Here is a 17,497-nt window from a genome sequence, read left to right as displayed (position 1 = left end):
AGGTATCGTCGTCTTATCACAGCGATGGCGCCGGTCCATCTTCCCGCGATCACTCCGAAAGCAACGGGAAGAACCCTCATGCCAATCGACAAAGTCATTCTCATCACCGGCGCCTCCAGCGGTATCGGCGCAGGCATTGCGCGCGAGCTGGCCGCGGCCGGCGCGAAGGTTCTGCTCGGCGCGCGGCGCACCGACCGTCTGAACGCGCTTGCGGCTGAGTTGAACGGGCGGGGCGGAACGACGCTCGCGCATCCGCTCGACGTCACCGACCGCGCCAGCTTTGCCGCCTTTGCCGACGCAGCGCGCGGAGTCTGGGGCCGCGTCGACGTCATCGTCAACAATGCCGGCGTGATGCCGCTGTCGCTGATGGCCTCGCTCAAGGTCGAGGAGTGGGACCGGATGGTCGACGTCAACATCAAGGGCGTGCTCTACGGCATCGCCGCCGTACTGCCGGAGATGGTGGCGCGCGGCTCCGGCCAGATCATCAACATCGCCTCGATCGGTGCGCTGAGCGTGTCGCCGACGGCAGCCGTCTACTGCGCCACGAAATATGCGGTGCGGGCGATCTCGGATGGCCTGCGCCAGGAGCACGACAATATCCGCGTCACCTGCATCCATCCCGGCGTGGTCGAAAGCGAGCTTGCGGGCACCATCACCGATCCCGTGGCCGCGGAGGCGATGAAGACTTATCGGGCCATTGCGCTTCAGCCAGACGCAATCGCCCGCGCGGTGCGCTTCGCGATCGAGCAGCCCGATGACGTCGACGTCAACGAGATCGTCGTGCGCCCGACGCGGACGAGGTGACGATACCCATCCGCATCAGATGCGCTTCTCGAAAAACAGGTCCGGGTAGGGATCGTCATTGTAGCGCGGGATCTCGCGCCAGCCCGTGCTGCGGTAGAGCTGGCCGGCCTCGGGCAGCGCGCTGTTGGTGTCGAGCCGCAGCAGCGTGTTGCCGAGCTCGCGCGCGGCGCTCTCGGTCGCGTCCATCAGGCGCCGGCCGAGCCGCAATCCGCGCGCGGCGGGCGCCACCCACAGCCGCTTGATCTCGGCATAGCCGTGATCGGTGCCCTTCAGGCCGACGCAGCCGATCGGCAGCGTGTCCGACATCGCGACGATGAAGCTGCCGCGCGGGCGGCGCATGTCCTTGGCGTCAGGGTCGCGCGACAGCGAGACGTCGAAGCCTTGGCTGAAGCGGCGGCCGAGCTCGGCGTAATACTCGCCGAGGCAGTAGCGCGCTTGCTCGCTTTGCGGATCCATCTCCTCCAGCGCAACACGCTCGCGCGTCAATGCGGACGCGATCAGGTCCATCGCCGCCAGCAGGGCGTCAGCTTGCGAATGCCGCGCGAGCAAGCCCTCGGCCTGCGTGTTCGACAGCGCCTCGTAGGCCGCGAACTCGCGCCGGCCCGCACGCGTCAATGTCACGACCCGGCGGCGGGCATCGTCCTCATGCGCGGCGGTCTCGACCAGACCGTCCTCTTCCAGGCTGCGCAGCAGCCGGCTCATCAGACCGGAATCCAGGCCGAGATAGTCGCGGATATCGGCCACGTCCGAACGCCCGTGCCCAATCGCATTGAGCACACGCGCCGCGCCGAGCGGGCGGCCGCGCCCAAGAAACGAGGTATCGAGCGCACCGACGGCGGAGGTTACGGCACGGTTGAAGCGGCGAACGCGAGAAACGGGGTCGAGCATGATGTCTGACTTTAGTCAGATATCGCGGTCTGTCAATCGAGCGGGAGCTGATGCTAGGTTTCCGGCCGGATCAGCTTGATGTCCTGGTCGGCGGCCCACCCGGCAACGTCCTCGCGCTTCAGGGCGGTTGCCATCAGATCCGGAAACTGATCCGGCGTACATGCGAACACGGGAATGCCGAGACTTGCGACCTTCGCAGACAGCGCGGGATTGTATGAGGGGTGACCGGTGTCGGTCAGCGCCAGCAGCACGATCACGTTGATGCCGCGCGTTGCGAGCCGCGCCAGCCGGTCGACCAGGGCGTCCGCATCGCCGCCCTCATAGAGGTCGGTGATCAGGATCAGATGCGCTTTCGCCGGCCATTCGATGCGCTCCTCGCAATAGGCGACCGCGCGGTTGATGTCGGTACCGCCGCCGAGCTGGACGCCGAACAGCACCTCGACGGGATCGGCGAGCTCTTCGGTGAGGTCGACGATCGCGGTGTCGAAACAGACGAGCTTGGTCGCGACCACCGGCAGCGAGGCCATCACTGCCGCGAAGATCGAGGCATAGACGACGGAGGTTGCCATCGACCCCGACTGGTCGACGCACAGGGTGACCTCTTCGAGATCGACGATGCGGCGCTGCTGGCGCAGGAAGCCGATCAACCGTTCGGGCACCACGGTGCGGTGCTCGGCCTGGTAATGACGCAGATTGGCCTTGATGGTGCGCGGCCAGTCGATGTCGGCAAAGCGCGGGCGATGGGTGCGCAGCGAGCGATTTAGGGCGCCGCGGACCGCGTCCGCGGTGCGTCGCTCGAGCCGTTCCATCAGCTCGGCCACCACCTTGGCGATCACGATGCGGGCGGTGTCCTTGGTCTTCTCCGGCATCACGCCGCGCAGCGCGACGAGATCGGCGATCAGGCTCACATCCGCCTCGACGGTCGCAAGGAATTCGGGCTCGAGCAGCATCTGGCGCAGGCCCTTGCGCTCGAAGGCATCTTTCTGGATCACCTGCACCACCGGCGCGGGGAAGAACTCCCTGATGTCGCCGAGCCATTTTGCGACGCGCGGCGCCGAGCCTCCGAGCCCGCCGCGGCCCTTCTTCGGCGCCTCGTCGCCGTCGCCATAGAGCGCTGTCAGCGCCTCCGACATGCGGCGGTCGCTGGCGGACAGGGCGGGGCCGTTCTCGGCGCCCTCGGCGTCAACGCCGAGGGCGAGCGTCCAGCGGCGGCTGCGTTCATCGGCTTCGCTCATCGCGCAGCTCCCGAGGTGAGAAGTTCGAGCACGCGGGCCTGATGCGCGGGCCAGATCTCGCCTGCGCCGGCGAGCAGCCGATATCCCTTGGCGGCATCGGTGCGGCGCGCGAACAGCGCGTCCATCAACCGCCTGCGCTCGGTCCGGTCCAGCGCCGAGAAGACGCGGCGGAACAGCGGCAGGCTGGCGGTGAAGGCGTCCTCGTCCAGCGTCATCAACCAGGCGTCAACGGCGCCGCGCAGCGTGGCATCGTGGATCAGCCGCTGGCCAGCACCCTCGAAGAAGCCTTCGAAGAAGCCGGCCGCTTCCGCGACGGGCGTGCCGGGCGAGAGCATCCGCGTCAGCAGGTCGGCCGCGTGATCCGCGGTCAAGAGCTCGGCCTCGTAGAGCAGCCGGGCCGCGGTGCCGGCGATCAACCGCGTCGCCTGATCATCGTCCAGCAGTGCGCTCAGCGCATCGCGCCAGCTGGCTACGATTTCGGGCTCGATCTGGGCAAGCTGGATCGCGGTGTCGGCTGCGAGCAGCGCGCCGCGCAGCTTTGCCGCCGCGGGCCCGTCGAGATTGCGCGCGGCATAGGGCAAAGCGAGTGCGGCCTGCACCACGATGCGCGGCATCAGCGCCGCCAGATGCTCCACCGTGCCGGCGCGCGCCTCGCCATAGCGCAGGATGTCGGCCATCGGCGGCAGCGCAGCAAGCAGAGACTGTCCGTCGCTGGTCAGCGCCGCCTTGGTCTCCAGGACCGCGATGCCGAACGCGGTGGCGCGGGAAAGGTCGGCGATCATGGCATTGCGCACCAGCGTCGCGAGCGGAGCAAGCTCGGCTTCCTTGCCCATCGCTTCGATCAGGCGTCCGCCGGCAGCTTCGGCGATGGTCGAACCGAAGAGCAGATTCTCCACGAGCCTGACTGCGAATTCCGGCTCCCAGCGCAGCTGCCAGTTCTCGCGAAAGGTACCGCGGCTGCGGCCCGCATCGGTCAGCCGTCCCCAGGGCACGTCGAGCGCGTTCAGCCGGTGCAGCAGCGTGGATCGCATCAGCCCGCTTTCGCTGCGCAGATCGAGCGTTAGCGGCCGATCGAGCGCCTCCGGCTTGAGCCGCGTCGCCTTCTGCTGCCGCTGGAGATCTTCGAGCAGCGGCGCGAGCGGTGTCGCGGCCGGGATCGCGCCGACCCCTGCGCCGATCAGCAGCTCGGCCGAAATATCCTCCCACATGGCGCGCTCGCCGTTGCACAGGCACGCGATGGCCGCCTCGCGCAGCTCCGCGAAACCCGGCGCAGGACGGCCGCGCAGCGCCGCGAGCGCCGTGCCCAGACGCTGGGCTTCGATCACCGAGGCGGTCGATACGAAATGGCCGCGATCGCGCAGCACGCGCGTCGCCTTGGCAAGCCACTCCGCGGCACGATCGCGCTCGCGCGTGTCCCAGACATGGGCGCACCATCCCGGCGCCACCACGCCCGCGCCATAGCCGCTCGCGCGCGCCAGGCGCGGCGCGGTCCAGGGCGCCCAGGTCGCCTTGATCTTCGTCTTCGGCCGGCCCTTGAGCAGTTCGCGATCCGCAGCAAGGCTGCGACGCTCGGCGAGCGCCGGCACGTGCCAGGCGCCGCAGACGACCGCGATGGCGCCATCGCATTCCTTCGCCGCCTTCGCGATCTCGATCCGCATATGCGCTTCGCGCGCGGCCTCGCGGGCCGACAGCGATTTTTCGTCCGCGCGCAGCGCCGTCATCGCATCGGCAACGGCCGCGAAGATCGGCCCCGTTGCAGGATTTTCCTCGATGACGTCGGACCACCAGGACTCGCCGTCGTCATAGCCTGCGGCAGTGGCGAGCGCCCCGATCGGGTCGTGGCTGATTGGATCGGCCTCGGCCCTTGCCGCAATTTCCTCCGCAATGTCGCCGTCGGTGGCACCCAGCCGGTCCGATGCCGGCAGGTCGATGAAGCGCAGGGTCGCGCCGTGGCGCACCGCCCAGCGTGCGGCCTGGTATTCCGGCGAATAGTCGGCAAAGGGAAAGAAGCTGGCGTTCGCCGGATTGTCCTCGGCGTAGGTGAGCAAGGCCACCGGCGTCACCATGTCAGGGTCGGCGAGCATCGGCAGCAACTCGGATGCATCTGCCGGGCCCTCGATCAGCACTGCCGCGGGCTTCAGCGCATCGAGCGCTTCCACCAGCCGCCGCGCCGATCCGGGGCCGTGGTGCCGGATGCCGAACAGAGAGACCTGGCCTGCCATCGGACGTGCCGTGCCGTCAGATCAGATCGGTTAACGAAGCGTAGTAGCCTTCAAAACCGCGCCGCTTCTTCAGCACGGTTTCGAGATATTCGCCGAGCACGGCTGTATCCTGCACCGGATCCTTCACGACCGCGCCGATCATGTTGCTGGCGAGCGTTTCCGGTGTCAGCTTGCCGTCGTTGAAGAAGGTCGCCTGGCTGATGCCGCCGACCATCACCGCGATCGCTTCGGCTGTCGACAGCCCGCCCGAGGGCGACTTCAGCGCGATCTTGCCGTCTTCGGTCGAACCCGAACGCAGCTCACGGAAGATCGAGACCACGCGCGCGACCTCGTCGGCGACGTTCTTCGGTGCCGGCAGGTCGAGATTCTGCGCCATCTCGCCGACCCGCTTGACGATGATCGCCACTTCCTCCTCGGCGCTGTCGGGCAGGGGCAGCACGACGACGTTGAAGCGGCGCTTGAGCGCGGAAGACAATTCGTTGACGCCCTTGTCGCGGTTGTTGGCGGTGGCGATGATGTTGAAGCCGCGCTGGGCATAGACGGCAGTGTTGAGCTCAGGAACCGGCATCATCTTTTCCGACAGCACCGTGATCAGCGTGTCCTGCACGTCGCTGCCCATCCGCGTCAGTTCCTCGAAACGGCAGAGCTTGCCGGTCTCCATGGCACGCATCAGCGGCGTCGGGACCAGCGCTTCGCGGCTCGGCCCGTGCGCGAGCAACTGGGCATAGTTCCAGCCGTAGCGGATCTGGTTCTCGTCGGTCCCGGCCGTGCACTGGATCACGAGTGTGGAGTCGCCGGTGATGCCCGCAGCGAGATGCTCGGAGACCCACGATTTGGCAGTGCCGGGCACGCCCAGCAGCAACAAGGCGCGATCGGTCGCAAGTGTCGCAACGGCGGTCTCGATCAGCCGCTTGTCTCCGACATATTTCGGCGTGATCACCGTCCCGTCGGTTGCCTTGCCGCCCATGAGGTAGGTCACGACCTGCCGCGGCGACAGCGCCCAGCCCGGTGGTCTATGTCCGTCGCCCGCGGCCAGTGCCTTCAGCTCCGCGGCATAGCTGTCCTCGGCGGGCAAGCGCAGTTTCTCGCTCATGGTTTCGCTCCGTTGTCGTCCAACGCGGCGTTGAGCCGCAGCATGTCGAGGCGCGGGTCGCCCTGCAGCAGGCCCGCAGCCGTCAGTCGATGCAGTGATCGTTGCGCGCCGTCGCGCGAGGCGATGAGGCCCAGCGCGTGAAGCTCCAAGGCCTGATCGCCAGGCCTTGCGTCATCGCGCTGAAGCGCGGCGAGCAGGGTCTTGCCGGCGGGTGCAGAGAGCGGATCGTCCAGCCGTGCCGCTGCGCCTGCGAGTTGTTGGGCCAGTTCGAAGCTGATGCCGTGGGTGCGCAGCGCCGCCTCGGCATGCCCTGTGCGTTCGGCGGGCGCAAGGCGCGGCGCGAGCGCGGCAACGAGGCCGGTGGCATCGCGTTCGCCGATGGCGTCCGCCGCTTGCGTGACCAGCGCATCCGCCCCGGTCGCGACGATCAGGTTGATCAATGACATGTCGGCGGCGTGGTCCACGTTCCAGTCCCAGGCGGCGATCAGCTCCTGCGGCGCAAGCCCCAGCGCTGCGGAAAACGAGGCGAGGTCGGCGCCGTCGAACAGCGCCTTGCGGCGTTGCACTTGCGCTGGTGTCTTGAGTGGTTCGGCCTGGATCACGCGCGAGCGGCGCAGAATCCCCTTGGTCTTGACCGAAAAGAAGCCGGCGAGCTCGGCGACGTCCTCGCCGGCCGCAGGGCCTCGGCCAAGACGCGCGAGCAGCGAGGCCGCAAGCGCCTTGACCTTGGGAGCGCGATCGTCGGCCGCGATGCGTTCGAGGAAGGCGATGTCGTCATCGGATAGCCGCTCCGACAGCAGCAACAGCAGGCGCAAACGTGCGTCGGCCGTCTCGCTCGCGAGCTTGGCCTCGAGCACCGCGCGCGCAGCGGACGGATCACGTCGCCTGAGTGCGGCCAGTGCCGCCTTGCGCGCGGCGGGCCAGAAATCGTCCCAGTTCTCGGCGGTGAGATCGTCGCGGGTCTGATGCCGCGCGGCGCCGTCGGATTCGGCAATCGTCGCCCAGTCGCGCCAGACGGCATAGACGTCCGGCGCGTCGTCATCATCGCCTGCGGGCATCCAGTCGGCCGGATGCGTTGTCCAGCCGCGCGCTGCGAGGAAGTGGACGAGTTCGGTTCCGGCGTGCGCCTGCTTCTTCGCCGCGAGCATCCGGCGCACGAGCGGACGCAGGTCCTCGGGCACTGTCGGCGGTGCAAGCGTCGGGATATCAGGCAGGACGCGGAGCACTGAAGCCGGCTCCATCGTTACCAACGTGCCGAGAAACTGGCCTGAAAGCGCAAGCAGCCGCAATTCCGCTTCGGCAGGATCGTCGCCGAGTTCGGCACGCCAGAGCGTGGCGGCAGGCGCGGCCGCAGATCCCATCGTCCAGCGCGAGAGGACTGCGCTCATGGCTTCAAAGATTGCTTCGGCCCTTGTCGCCTCAGTCATGGCCGCCGATCCGCCCCCAAGGGGTCTGCGCGGCGAGGATCGCGAGCCGATTGCCAGACCAGATCGCAGCCGTGCGCGTGAGATCGGTGCCGCACAGAATGCTGTTGACCTCGGAGGCGACCGGCAGCGTCGCGAGGCCATCGGCCGATCGCCACCATGTGTGTCCGGCAGCGTCGCGCGCGATGCGCCCCTGCGGCAGCAGCAGCGGAATGTCGATCACCCAGGGCTCTGCCAGCAACGGTCGCGTCAACGCCTCGGAGAGTGTGTCGTCCGGTGCGGGCCATACTGGCGCCGGCATCTCCTGCGCGGGGTCGCGCCGGACGAGCAAAGCGCGAAGCGGCTGCGCCGACGGATAGAAGACGAGCTCGCCGTGAAAGCGCTCGCCGGGCGTGAAGACTGAACCGCGCCTTCCCGCGCTTGCCGGGAAAAAATCGAGCAGCATTGCGAAGCGTGGACCGGCCGCGGCGAGGTTGAGCAGCCATGTCGTCTGCGACACCAACCCGTCACGGCGCGTCTGCACCTGCTCCGCAAGAACCTCCCAATCCGCATCGACCCGTAGCGCATCTGGATCGGCCAGCACCGTCTCGCGGGTCTCCGAGGCGGCGACCGCGCGCCGGATCTCGGTGTTGCGCGGGGTGGCGCGGAAGGCGCGCGCGAGCAGTACCAGCTTGCCGAGCTCGACCACGGCGCCGCGCGGCCGATCACCTGCAGAAAGCGCGAGGAGGCGGGACGGCAGCTCGTCGATCCGGCCGGCGAGCACCGCGGCCTTGCCATCGACCAGCCGCGCTGCGATCCGCCGGCATCGCGCCGTGGCATCGTCGATGAAGCCCGACAATCCCATGCGAAGCTGGTCGCCGATCCATTGCTCGAGTGCATCCAGCGCATCGAGAATGGCGCGCTCGGTCTCCTCGTTGCGTTTGGCTGCCTGCGCCTCGCGCCGCGCCACGTCCTTCGGGTCGTCTGCGACCTCAGGCTCGGCGGTGCGTGCGGCACCCAGATCCTTGTCGCCGCCGGGCGGCGCATTGGTCGCAGGCTTTGCCGTGGACGGGCCGCGCCGGCGGCCGAGCCAATCGCTGACCCAGGCCGGCGTGTCGGCGGGCGTGAATGGCACCACCGCTTCCGCATTCAGCCACAACAGGCCGAGCACGTGCTTGCAGGGGAATTTGCGTGAGGGGCAGGTGCACTTGTTGCCGAGGTCGCGCAGATCGGCCATCACGCGGTACGGATTGGCGCCGGAGCCCGCGCATTCGCCCCAGATCAGCGCGGCATCACGGCTCATGCCGACACCGGACCATTTGGCGGGCTTGGCGAGGCCGGCGGCGGCCTTGAGTGAGGATTGATCGGTAGCGAGTTGCTCGACCGCCTTCAGATCAATCGCCACGCCGATGCCCTAAATCGAATCCAGAAGCGGCAGTATAACGGGGAACAATGAAAGCTCAATGTCGCCGCGAGCGATCCCTGTGCTGCACGCGGGAATGGTCATGGTCGCTCCGGTGAGGCGAGGCCGAGTTCCTTGCGTGTCTTCCGCGTCAGCTTTGCTGCGATCAGCGCGTGCGCCTGCGCCAGATACAGGATGAGCTCTGCATCGGGTAAGGCGTTGTTGCTGACGAGCTGCACCCATTTAGCGCGCGCCAAATACGGTGCCGGCCGGGCGAGGCCCTGCTCGATCAGCATGGCGTAGGCCATGTTCGCGGTCTTGAACATGTAGCCGCCGGAGCGCGCGGCAAAACCGCCGCCGAGTGCGAACATCTTGCCGCCGACCTTGAAGACGGAGGTGCCCTCCCACTGCACCACCTTGGTGACGGCAGGCAGGCGCAGGCAGCGGGTTTCGAAGGATCTGGGTGTCATTGCCGGAGCGATAGCAGGTTGCGCGCCGCTTGCAACGTGCATGCTGGCGGCCTCGCGGAGAGACCCTCGATTGTTTCGCCTGGTTCGCACGGCAATGGCGAAGTTGATGCCGTGTGTCGCCCTTTGTGAGTTGTGCCGGCGCCGCAGGCCGCTAACATGTGCCAACTGCCGTGGAACACGGGAGCGAGCACAAGCGGAGGCGACATGAGCGGACAGGAGCGCAAGGTGAAGGGATCGGACCTGTTTGTCGCGGCGCTTGAGAACGAAGGTGTCGACCGCATCTTCGGCGTTCCCGGCGAAGAGAATCTCGATCTCGTGGAATCGCTGCGCACCTCCAGGATCGAGCTGGTCCTGACCCGTCACGAGCAGGCTGCCGCCTTCATGGCCGCCACGCATGGGCGGTTGACCGGCAAGCCCGGCGTTTGCCTCTCGACGCTCGGGCCCGGCGCGCTCAATCTGTCAACGGGCGCGGCCTATGCGCATCTCGGCGCGATGCCGATGATCCTGATCACCGGCCAGAAGCCGATCATGAGCAGCCGTCAGGCGCGCTTCCAGATCGTGGACGTGGTCGCGACCATGAAGCCGCTGACGAAACTGTCGCGGCAGATCGTCAGCGCCTCCAGCATTCCGACCGTGGTGCGCGATGCCTTTCGCGTCGCGATGGAGGAGCGGCCGGGGCCGGTGCATCTGGAATTGCCCGAGGACATCGCGGGTGACGAAGTGCCTGATGTCCCCGTGGTCCCGGTCCATCCGATCGAAATCCCTGTCGCCCATCGCGTCGCGCTCGACCGCGCCGCCGAGATGATTCTGTCGGCGAGACATCCCCTGGTCATGATGGGCGCCGCGACCAGCCGGCCGCGCGCGACCCACGGTATCGCCAGCTTCGTGCGGCGAACCGGCATTCCGTTCTTCACCACGCAGATGGGCAAGGGTACCGTGCCCGGCGGCACCAATCTCTACATGGGCACCGCCGCACTGTCCGAACGCGACTACGTTCATGACGCGATCGATGCCGCCGACCTGATCATCGCGATCGGTCACGACCCGATCGAGAAGCCGCCCTTCATCATGGGGCCGGCGGGCCCGAAGGTCATTCACGTCAGCTACACGTCGGCCAGTGTCGAGCTGGTCTATTTTCCCGACGCGGAGGTCATTGGCGACGTCGGCCCGAGTCTGGAGCTGCTCGCCGATCGGCTCGAAGGCAAGCTGCCGCAGGCTGCGGCGCTGCTGCCGTTGCGCGAGCAGATTCTCGGTCACATCGCCGACCGCGCCACCGAGCCGCGCTGGCCGCCGACGCCGCAGCGGATCGTGCACGACATCCGGCAGGTGATCCCGGAGAACGGCATCGTCGCGCTCGACAACGGCATGTACAAGATCTGGTTCGCGCGCAACTATCGCACCCGCGTCGCCAACACGCTGCTACTCGACAACGCACTGGCGACCATGGGCGCAGGCCTGCCGTCGGCGATGATGGCCGCGATGCTCTATCCCGATCGCCGTGTGCTCGCGGTCGCCGGCGACGGCGGCTTCATGATGAACAGCCAGGAGATGGAGACCGCCGTCCGCCTCAAGCTCAATCTGGTCGTGCTGGTGCTGGAGGACAGGGCCTACGGCATGATCCGCTGGAAGCAGGCCGTCGATCATTTCGCCGACTACGGCATGACCTTTGGCAATCCCGATTTTGTCCTCTACGCGAAGGCCTATGGAGCGAAGGGGCATCGGATCGAGAGCATCGACAGCTTTGGCCCGACGCTGGATGCCGCCTTCAAAGAGGGCGGCGTGCATCTGGTCGTGATCCCGATTGACTATTCGGAGAACGTGCGGGTGCTCGTGGACGAGCTGCGGGCGCGGGAGAGGTAGCGCTCCGGCCGACATTTGCCCGGAGGATCATACCAGCCATTCCTTGATATATATCGTGACACGATATATTGGCAGCGCCAAGAACCCTCCCGCCAAAATCTCCCGACAAGAGCTATCCATGCGCCAGACCCTGGACATCGCCGGCGGCCTCCCGCGTCCTCGCGGCAAGCCCGGAGACTTCACCGCCGACCGCCGTGTATTGATCCTGATCGGCATGGCCCTGCTGGTCGGCAGCCTCGGGGCGGGCGCCGCATGGGTGCTGCTGAAGCTCATCGCGCTCGTCACCAATCTGGTCTGGTTCGGTCATTTCAGCACCGAGAACGTCTCGCTGGCGAATGCCCGTCCCGGGATCTGGATGGTGCTGGCGCCGGCGCTCGGTGGTCTCGTGATCGGGCTGATGGCGCGCTACGGCTCGGAGAAGATTCGGGGACACGGCATCCCCGAAGCGATCGAGGCGATCCTGATCGGCAGCAGCCGGATGCAGCCGAAGGTCGCGGTCCTGAAGCCGCTGTCCTCGGCTGTGTCGATCGGCAGCGGCGGACCGTTCGGCGCCGAGGGGCCGATCATCATGACCGGCGGCGCGATCGGGTCGATCTTCGCCCAGTGCTTTCATCTCACCGCCGCCGAGCGCAAGACGCTGCTGGTTGCGGGTGCTGCCGCCGGCATGACCGCGATCTTCGGCACGCCGATCGCGGCCGTCCTGCTCGCGGTCGAACTGCTGCTGTTCGAATGGAAACCGCGCAGCTTCCTGCCCGTGGTGACGGGGGCGGTGATCTCGGCGGCCTGGCGCCCGCTGCTGTTCGGGACCGGACCCTTGTTTCCGTTTGCCGAGCGGCCGGATCTGCCGTGGTGGGGGCTGGCGGCAGCGATCGGCGTCGGCATCGTCGCCGGCCTGCAATCCGGGCTGATGACGCGGCTGCTCTACGCGATCGAAGACCTGTTCGACCGCCTGCCGGTGCACTGGATGTGGTGGCCGATGCTTGGCGGCGTGATCGTCGGCCTCGGCGGTCTCGTCGATCCGCGCGCGCTTGGCGTCGGCTACGACGTCATCGCCGATCTCTTGTCGGGCCACATGGCGCGCGATGAGGCGATCCGGCTGCTGCTGGTGAAGTCCGCGGTCTGGGTGATCGCGCTCGGCTCAGGCACGTCGGGCGGCGTGCTGGCGCCGCTGCTCATTCTCGGCGGCACCGCCGGATGGATGGAGGGGCTGGTGCTGCCCGGTGGCGCGTCATTCTGGGCACTGGTCGGCATGGCCGCGATGATGGGCGGCACGATGCGCTCGCCGCTGACAGGCGTGATGTTCGCCATCGAGCTGACAGGCAATATCGATATGCTGCTGCCGCTGCTGGCGGCGACCGGCGCAGCGCATGCCGTCACGGTGCTGCTCCTGAAGCGCTCGATCCTGACCGAGAAGATCGCGCGCCGCGGCCAGCATATCACGCGCGAATACGCGATCGATCCGTTCGAGCTGCTCCGCGCCGCCGATGTCATGGTCACTGATGTCGACACGCTGCCGGTCGGCATGCCCATCGACGAAGCGGTCGCGTTCTTCACCTCGGACCAGCGCCGTCACAAATCCTATCCCGTCGTCACTGCCGATGGACGGCTGGCCGGCATGGTCACGCGCGCCGATGTGCTGCGCTGGCGCACCGAGGGCGATCACCAGGCGGCAACGCTGGACGACGTCGTCTCGGACTCATCGGCCGTGATAGCGCATCCCGACGACGTGCTGGGGCGGATCGCCGATCTCATGGTCGCCTCCGATCTCGGGCGCCTGCCGGTGGTCGAACGCACCAGTCATCGTGTGGTGGGCCTGGTTGCGCGCAAGGATTTGTTGCGAATTCGCGCGGTCGTGAACGCGCAGGAGGAGGACCGCAACGCATATTTCCTGCGCGAAAAGGCGCTTGTGCCGGAGGCGTAGATCGCGGAAGGTCGGCCCTTCTGAACTCCAGCACTAATGGGAATGAGCATGACTCGTGTTCGCTGCGTCACCGAGATGGGTATGGGCGTCGATGTCCACGGCAGGGACGCCACCAAGGCGGCCAAGCGCGCGGTGTCGGATGCCATCAGGCATTCGAGCCTCGGCTTCTTCCGGATGATTGGCAAGACCGCGAACGACATGTTCGTCGACGTCACGATCGCGGTGCCCAATCCGGAAGCCGTCGACAAGGAGGCGGTGGCCAAGGAGCTTCCTTACGGCACCGTGACCGTCACCGCGGTCAAGGGCGGGTTGGAGATTCCCTCGGCGACCGAAGTGGCCAACGATCCCATCCTCATCGCCAATGCTGCGGTGATCGTCAGCTTCGACAAGGACTAGGCCGGTGTCCGACAGCGATGAGGCGCTGCTGGATCGTCCGATCTGGAGCGCGCTGACGACCAGCCACAAGCATCTGGCCGAAGGCGGCCCGCGGGCGCTGCGCTATCCCGTCGACATGACGCCGTTTGCCGACATGGTCGACATGTCCGCGGCAAGCTTTGCCGCGCTCGGTGAACTCCTGTCGGGCTCGCAGGTCGCCGCATTATTCACGCCGGATCCGGTCGAGGTACCCGCCGGCTTCAAGGTCGTGATCGCCGGGCCTTGCGAGCAGATGATCGGCTCGCCCGCCGACAGTCCGCTCCGCGATGCCGAGATCGTCACTCTGGGGGCCGACGACGTTCCCGCGATGATGGCGCTGACGGAGCTGACGAAGCCCGGTCCGTTCGCACGGCGGACCCATGAGCTCGGCACGTTCCTCGGCATTCGCGCCGGCGGCGAATTGGTCGCGATGACGGGCGAGCGCATGAAGCCGGGCAAGTTCGTGGAGATGACGGCCGTGTGCGTGCATCCTGACTATCGTGGCCGCGGCTATGCGCAGGCGCTGCTTGCGGCCGTCGCCCGCGGGATCGAGGCGCGCGGGGAAATTCCGTTCCTGCACGTGTTTTCCAGCAACGTGTCGGCGATCGCGCTGTACCAGCGGCAGGGCATGCGCATCCGCCGCTGCCTGCACGTCACAGCCTTCATGAAGCAGCAATAGGCGCTGCGGCCTTCATTTCCTGCGAAAGCGCGCTATATCCGTCCAAACCGCAATTGGGGGAAACTCATGGACGCCAAGGTTACGGAATTTTCCGCCGCACGGACGGCGATGCAGCGCTACGTTGATCAGGAGATCATTCCGGGCGCATCCTGGGCCGTGCTGCGCGGGAGCGAGGTGGTCGACCAGCAATGCGTCGGCTTTGCCGACCGCGAAGCAAAGACCGCGCTTCGTCCCGACCATATCTTCCGCGCGTTCTCCAACACCAAGATCTTCGTCACCTGCGCGATCATGCTGCTGGTCGAGGAAGGCCGCATCGGCCTCGATGACCCGATCGAGAAATTCCTGCCGCAGCTCGCTAATCGGAAGGTGCTGAAGCCGGGCGCTTCGAGCCTTGCCGATGTCGAGCCGGCGAAGAACCCGATCACGATCCGGCAGCTCCTGACCCACACCTCCGGCCTCAGCTACGGCATCTTCGATCCCGGCACGGTGCTGTTCAAAGCCTACAACGAGGCGCGCGTACTCAATCCGCTGACGCCACTCGCCGACATGATCGAACAACTCGCCAGCCTGCCGCTGTCCTATCACCCTGGGACGTCCTGGGAATATTCGGTGGCCACCGACGTGCTCGGCCGTATCGTGGAGGTCGTCTCCGGCAAGCCGCTCGACGCTTTTCTGAAGGCGTGCATCTTCGACCCGCTCGGCATGACCGACACCGGCTTCCATGTTCCGGAAGCGCAGCAGGGCAGGCTGGTTGCGCTTTACAATGGCGCTGATGTGCTCGATCCCATGAAACCCGGCCTCACGCGGGCCGACAATCTGCCGTTTCCGCAAGCCTATCGGCGGCCATTCCCGCGGCTCTCGGGCGGTGGTGGTCTGGTCTCGACCCTGCCGGACATGCTCGCGCTGGTCCGCGCGCTGCTGCCCGGTTCGGATGCGCTCCTGAAGCCGGAGACGCTGCGGCAGATGATGACGAACCAGCTCCCGGCAGGGCAGACCATCCGCTTCGCCAATCTCGGCCCGATCCCGGGCAAGGGCTTTGGCCTCGGCGGCGCCGTCACGTTCGCGCCGACGCCGTTCGATCCGCCGAACTCCACCGGGGAATTCCAGTGGGGCGGGCTCGCCGGCACGCATTGGTGGATCTGCCCTGAGGCCAATACCGCGGGCGTCCTGATGGCCCAGCGTTACATGGGCTTCTGGAATCCGTTCTTCTTCGAGTTCAAGCGCCTGGCCTATCAGGCCGTCGGAGGCTGACCGCGAAAAAAATCACGCGCCCCGCGAATCCTTTCCGGCCGGCGCGCTCTCTTGATGGTCGAGGCACTTTGCCTCGGCTCATCTCGGAGGATGCGATGGCATTTTACAGGAAGAACATCGGCGGCCTGCACCAGGCGGTGCGGATCGCCGCGGGCGTGGCGGTGGTGGTCGCGGCATTCGTCTATCTGGCCGGTGCGACGGCGTGGCTGGTCGCGCTGGGCGGCGCCGGCTTCGCGCTGACCGGCTTCGTCGGCTATTGCCCGATGTGTGCGATGGCGGGGATCGGGCGAGGGGGCGTGTCGTGAGTGCGGCTGCGATCTCACCAAAGCTGTTCGAGGCCGCTCGGCTCGGTGATCCCCATGCGATCTCCTCGCTGCTCGAGACGGCGCAGCCGGACATCCGCCGCTATGCTCGGGCGACCTGCCGCAGCTCGGCGGATGCCGAGGATGCGACGCAGGAAGCGCTGTGGATCCTGTTCCGTCACGTCGGCACCATCCGTTCGCTGCTGGCGTTTTCGGCCTGGCTGTTCAGCGTGGTCCGCCGCGAATGCCTTCGGCTGGCGCGCAAGGCAGGCCTCGCGCCGGCGATCGATGACGATGAGGCCGAAGCGCTGCTGCTGACGCGTCCTGAAAACGATCTGCGGCTCGACGTCGCCGCAGCTTTCGAGGCGCTGCCGCCGCACTATCGCGACGTTGCGTTGATGCGCGACGTCAAGGAAATGACCATCGAGGAAATCGCCGTCGCGCTCGGTGCATCCAGGCAGACCGTAAAGGCCCGGCTGCACCGCGCCCGCGCGCTGATGCGCGAATATCTGACGAGATGAGACATGACCGCTGTTCGAGCAACATCGAGGTGACAGCTTGGGATGAACGAACGTCGGCAGCGGCGGGGTCGTGCGCGTGAATAGTTATCTCGGCCTCGACGGATTTCGTTTCGGCTGGGTCGCGGCCTGGATCGACGAACGCGGCGATCATGGTTTTGACTATTCGCCGGGCCTGACGCGTTTGCTCGCGTTGCCGCATGCGCGCGCGATGATCGACATGCCGATCGGATTGAATCCGGCCGGCTATCGCCTGTGCGACCTGCGTGCGCGCGAGCTGATTGGCCCCGCCGTTTTTCTTGGTGCGCGCCGGGATCTCTGGACGTTCGCCGACATGGCTGAGGCCAACCGTTACTACTGGACGCATGAGGGCAAGGGCAGGGGTGTGTCGGCGCAGCTGTGGAATATCAGGGACAAGATCAGGGAGGTCGACGATGTCATGACGCCGGCGCGGCAGGCGACGATCGGCGAAGCGCATCCGGAATTGATTTTCTGGAATCTGGCGGGAGGAGCACGGCTCGCGAACAAGACGTCGGCGCAAGGCCGCGAGCAGCGCGTCGCGCTGCTGAGAGCTCGGGGTTTCACCAAGGTCGAAAGATGGCTGACGCTTCGCCACGGCACCGGCATCGGCCGCGACGATCTGATCGACGCCTGTGCCTGCGCGGTGGCGGCGCGCGACAGCACGCAGCGTGTCGAGGGCGAGGAGATCGATCCGCGCGGACTGCGAATGGAGATCAATTATTGAGAGCGGCGGCCTGGAGTCTTATCGGGAAAAAGCGGCAATATATTTGAAGCATGTAGGAACTGGCGACAGTTGATCCGCGTTCCCGTTTGAGCAGATGACGGAGAAGCTCTTGCGATGAATGATGCCAGTCAATTCGCGACCGCGATGCTTGCGCTCGTCTTCACCGGTGCGTTGCTCGTCACCGGCCAGCTCTTCATCGAGCAGCGCGTACAGCGCGACGTCGCCTACGCCACCAGCCACGTGTTGCGGCCGTTGTGACTGGCTGGCGACGCAGGCGTTAAGCTGACGGC

17 protein-coding genes are annotated in these 17,497 nt (G+C 66.8%); 10 read left to right on the top strand and 7 right to left on the bottom strand.

What is annotated here, in order from left to right; genetic code table 11:
- Nucleotides 1-78: 78 nt before the first annotated feature.
- Nucleotides 79-804: an SDR family oxidoreductase gene (locus RAD10_RS36145; RefSeq protein WP_461621170.1), complete on the top strand. Its 726-nt coding sequence runs from the start codon at nt 79-81 to the stop codon at nt 802-804.
- 15 nt (nt 805-819) lie between these two features.
- On the opposite strand, the gene RAD10_RS36140 is transcribed toward RAD10_RS36145, so the two are convergent.
- From RAD10_RS36140 to RAD10_RS36110, 7 genes are all read right to left on the bottom strand, one after another.
- Complete coding sequence (locus RAD10_RS36140; RefSeq protein ID WP_461621169.1) at nt 820-1,692, bottom strand: GNAT family N-acetyltransferase; 873 nt, start codon at nt 1,690-1,692, stop codon at nt 820-822.
- Between the two features lie 53 nt (nt 1,693-1,745).
- On the bottom strand, nt 1,746-2,927 hold the full coding sequence (locus tag RAD10_RS36135) for a VWA domain-containing protein (protein ID WP_461621168.1): 1,182 nt from the start codon (nt 2,925-2,927) through the stop codon (nt 1,746-1,748).
- The gene (locus tag RAD10_RS36130) at nt 2,924-5,149 is read right to left on the bottom strand and encodes a DUF5682 family protein (RefSeq protein ID WP_461621167.1); all 2,226 of its coding nucleotides are present in this window, start codon (nt 5,147-5,149) and stop codon (nt 2,924-2,926) included. Before RAD10_RS36130 ends, RAD10_RS36135 begins: the two co-directional genes overlap by 4 nt.
- A gap of 16 nt (nt 5,150-5,165) precedes the next feature.
- Nucleotides 5,166-6,242 carry an ATP-binding protein gene (locus RAD10_RS36125; protein ID WP_461621166.1) on the bottom strand — a complete coding sequence of 359 codons (1,077 nt, stop codon included), beginning with the start codon at nt 6,240-6,242 and terminating at the stop codon, nt 5,166-5,168.
- Nucleotides 6,239-7,531 (bottom strand): DUF5691 domain-containing protein, encoded by a 1,293-nt coding sequence (locus RAD10_RS36120; RefSeq protein ID WP_461621165.1) that lies wholly within the window; start codon nt 7,529-7,531, stop codon nt 6,239-6,241. The genes RAD10_RS36125 and RAD10_RS36120 overlap by 4 nt, the downstream gene beginning before the upstream one ends.
- Before the next feature lie 130 nt (nt 7,532-7,661).
- A complete protein-coding gene (locus tag RAD10_RS36115) occupies nt 7,662-9,050 on the bottom strand; it encodes an SWIM zinc finger family protein (protein WP_461621164.1) in 1,389 nt (462 codons plus the stop codon).
- A gap of 98 nt (nt 9,051-9,148) precedes the next feature.
- Complete coding sequence (locus RAD10_RS36110) at nt 9,149-9,517, bottom strand: MmcQ/YjbR family DNA-binding protein (protein ID WP_461621163.1); 369 nt, start codon at nt 9,515-9,517, stop codon at nt 9,149-9,151.
- Between the two features lie 204 nt (nt 9,518-9,721).
- Between RAD10_RS36110 and RAD10_RS36105 the strand changes: the two genes are divergently transcribed.
- From RAD10_RS36105 to RAD10_RS36065, 9 genes are all read left to right on the top strand, one after another.
- Complete coding sequence (locus RAD10_RS36105; protein WP_461621162.1) at nt 9,722-11,377, top strand: acetolactate synthase large subunit; 1,656 nt, start codon at nt 9,722-9,724, stop codon at nt 11,375-11,377.
- A gap of 118 nt (nt 11,378-11,495) precedes the next feature.
- On the top strand, nt 11,496-13,298 hold the full coding sequence (locus RAD10_RS36100; protein WP_461621161.1) for a chloride channel protein: 1,803 nt from the start codon (nt 11,496-11,498) through the stop codon (nt 13,296-13,298).
- Nucleotides 13,299-13,346: 48 nt separating this feature from the next.
- On the top strand, nt 13,347-13,694 hold the full coding sequence (locus RAD10_RS36095; RefSeq protein ID WP_026201886.1) for a Lin0512 family protein: 348 nt from the start codon (nt 13,347-13,349) through the stop codon (nt 13,692-13,694).
- Nucleotides 13,695-13,698: 4 nt separating this feature from the next.
- Nucleotides 13,699-14,391 carry a GNAT family N-acetyltransferase gene (locus RAD10_RS36090; protein WP_461621160.1) on the top strand — a complete coding sequence of 231 codons (693 nt, stop codon included), beginning with the start codon at nt 13,699-13,701 and terminating at the stop codon, nt 14,389-14,391.
- 66 nt (nt 14,392-14,457) lie between these two features.
- Entirely contained in the window at nt 14,458-15,642 is a 1,185-nt protein-coding gene (locus RAD10_RS36085) for a serine hydrolase domain-containing protein (protein WP_461621159.1), read from the top strand.
- Nucleotides 15,643-15,737: 95 nt separating this feature from the next.
- Nucleotides 15,738-15,947, top strand: a complete 210-nt coding sequence (locus RAD10_RS36080) for a YgaP family membrane protein (protein WP_461621158.1) — start codon at nt 15,738-15,740, stop codon at nt 15,945-15,947.
- Nucleotides 15,944-16,465 (top strand): RNA polymerase sigma factor, encoded by a 522-nt coding sequence (locus tag RAD10_RS36075; protein ID WP_461621157.1) that lies wholly within the window; start codon nt 15,944-15,946, stop codon nt 16,463-16,465. Before RAD10_RS36080 ends, RAD10_RS36075 begins: the two co-directional genes overlap by 4 nt.
- Before the next feature lie 76 nt (nt 16,466-16,541).
- On the top strand, nt 16,542-17,207 hold the full coding sequence (locus RAD10_RS36070; RefSeq protein WP_461621204.1) for a DUF429 domain-containing protein: 666 nt from the start codon (nt 16,542-16,544) through the stop codon (nt 17,205-17,207).
- 114 nt (nt 17,208-17,321) lie between these two features.
- Nucleotides 17,322-17,465 (top strand): hypothetical protein, encoded by a 144-nt coding sequence (locus tag RAD10_RS36065; RefSeq protein WP_461621156.1) that lies wholly within the window; start codon nt 17,322-17,324, stop codon nt 17,463-17,465.
- Nucleotides 17,466-17,497: the final 32 nt, after the last annotated feature.

The organism is Bradyrhizobium sp. 23AC (assembly GCF_054863025.1).
The sequence above is the reverse complement of the archived record's forward strand: the minus strand, read 5'-3'. Positions and strand labels throughout refer to the sequence as shown.

Bases quoted from the DNA above. Each gene is read 5' to 3' on its own strand.
- RAD10_RS36145 (WP_461621170.1), top strand. From the start codon at position 79: ATGCCAATCGACAAAGTCATTCTCATCACCGGCGCCTCCAGCGGTATC.
- RAD10_RS36140 (WP_461621169.1), bottom strand. From the start codon at position 1,692: ATGCTCGACCCCGTTTCTCGCGTTCGCCGCTTCAACCGTGCCGTAACC.
- RAD10_RS36135 (WP_461621168.1), bottom strand. From the start codon at position 2,927: ATGAGCGAAGCCGATGAACGCAGCCGCCGCTGGACGCTCGCCCTCGGC.
- RAD10_RS36130 (WP_461621167.1), bottom strand. From the start codon at position 5,149: ATGGCAGGCCAGGTCTCTCTGTTCGGCATCCGGCACCACGGCCCCGGA.
- RAD10_RS36125 (WP_461621166.1), bottom strand. From the start codon at position 6,242: ATGAGCGAGAAACTGCGCTTGCCCGCCGAGGACAGCTATGCCGCGGAG.
- RAD10_RS36110 (WP_461621163.1), bottom strand. From the start codon at position 9,517: ATGACACCCAGATCCTTCGAAACCCGCTGCCTGCGCCTGCCTGCCGTC.
- RAD10_RS36105 (WP_461621162.1), top strand. From the start codon at position 9,722: ATGAGCGGACAGGAGCGCAAGGTGAAGGGATCGGACCTGTTTGTCGCG.
- RAD10_RS36100 (WP_461621161.1), top strand. From the start codon at position 11,496: ATGCGCCAGACCCTGGACATCGCCGGCGGCCTCCCGCGTCCTCGCGGC.
- RAD10_RS36095 (WP_026201886.1), top strand. From the start codon at position 13,347: ATGACTCGTGTTCGCTGCGTCACCGAGATGGGTATGGGCGTCGATGTC.
- RAD10_RS36085 (WP_461621159.1), top strand. From the start codon at position 14,458: ATGGACGCCAAGGTTACGGAATTTTCCGCCGCACGGACGGCGATGCAG.
- RAD10_RS36080 (WP_461621158.1), top strand. From the start codon at position 15,738: ATGGCATTTTACAGGAAGAACATCGGCGGCCTGCACCAGGCGGTGCGG.
- RAD10_RS36065 (WP_461621156.1), top strand. From the start codon at position 17,322: ATGAATGATGCCAGTCAATTCGCGACCGCGATGCTTGCGCTCGTCTTC.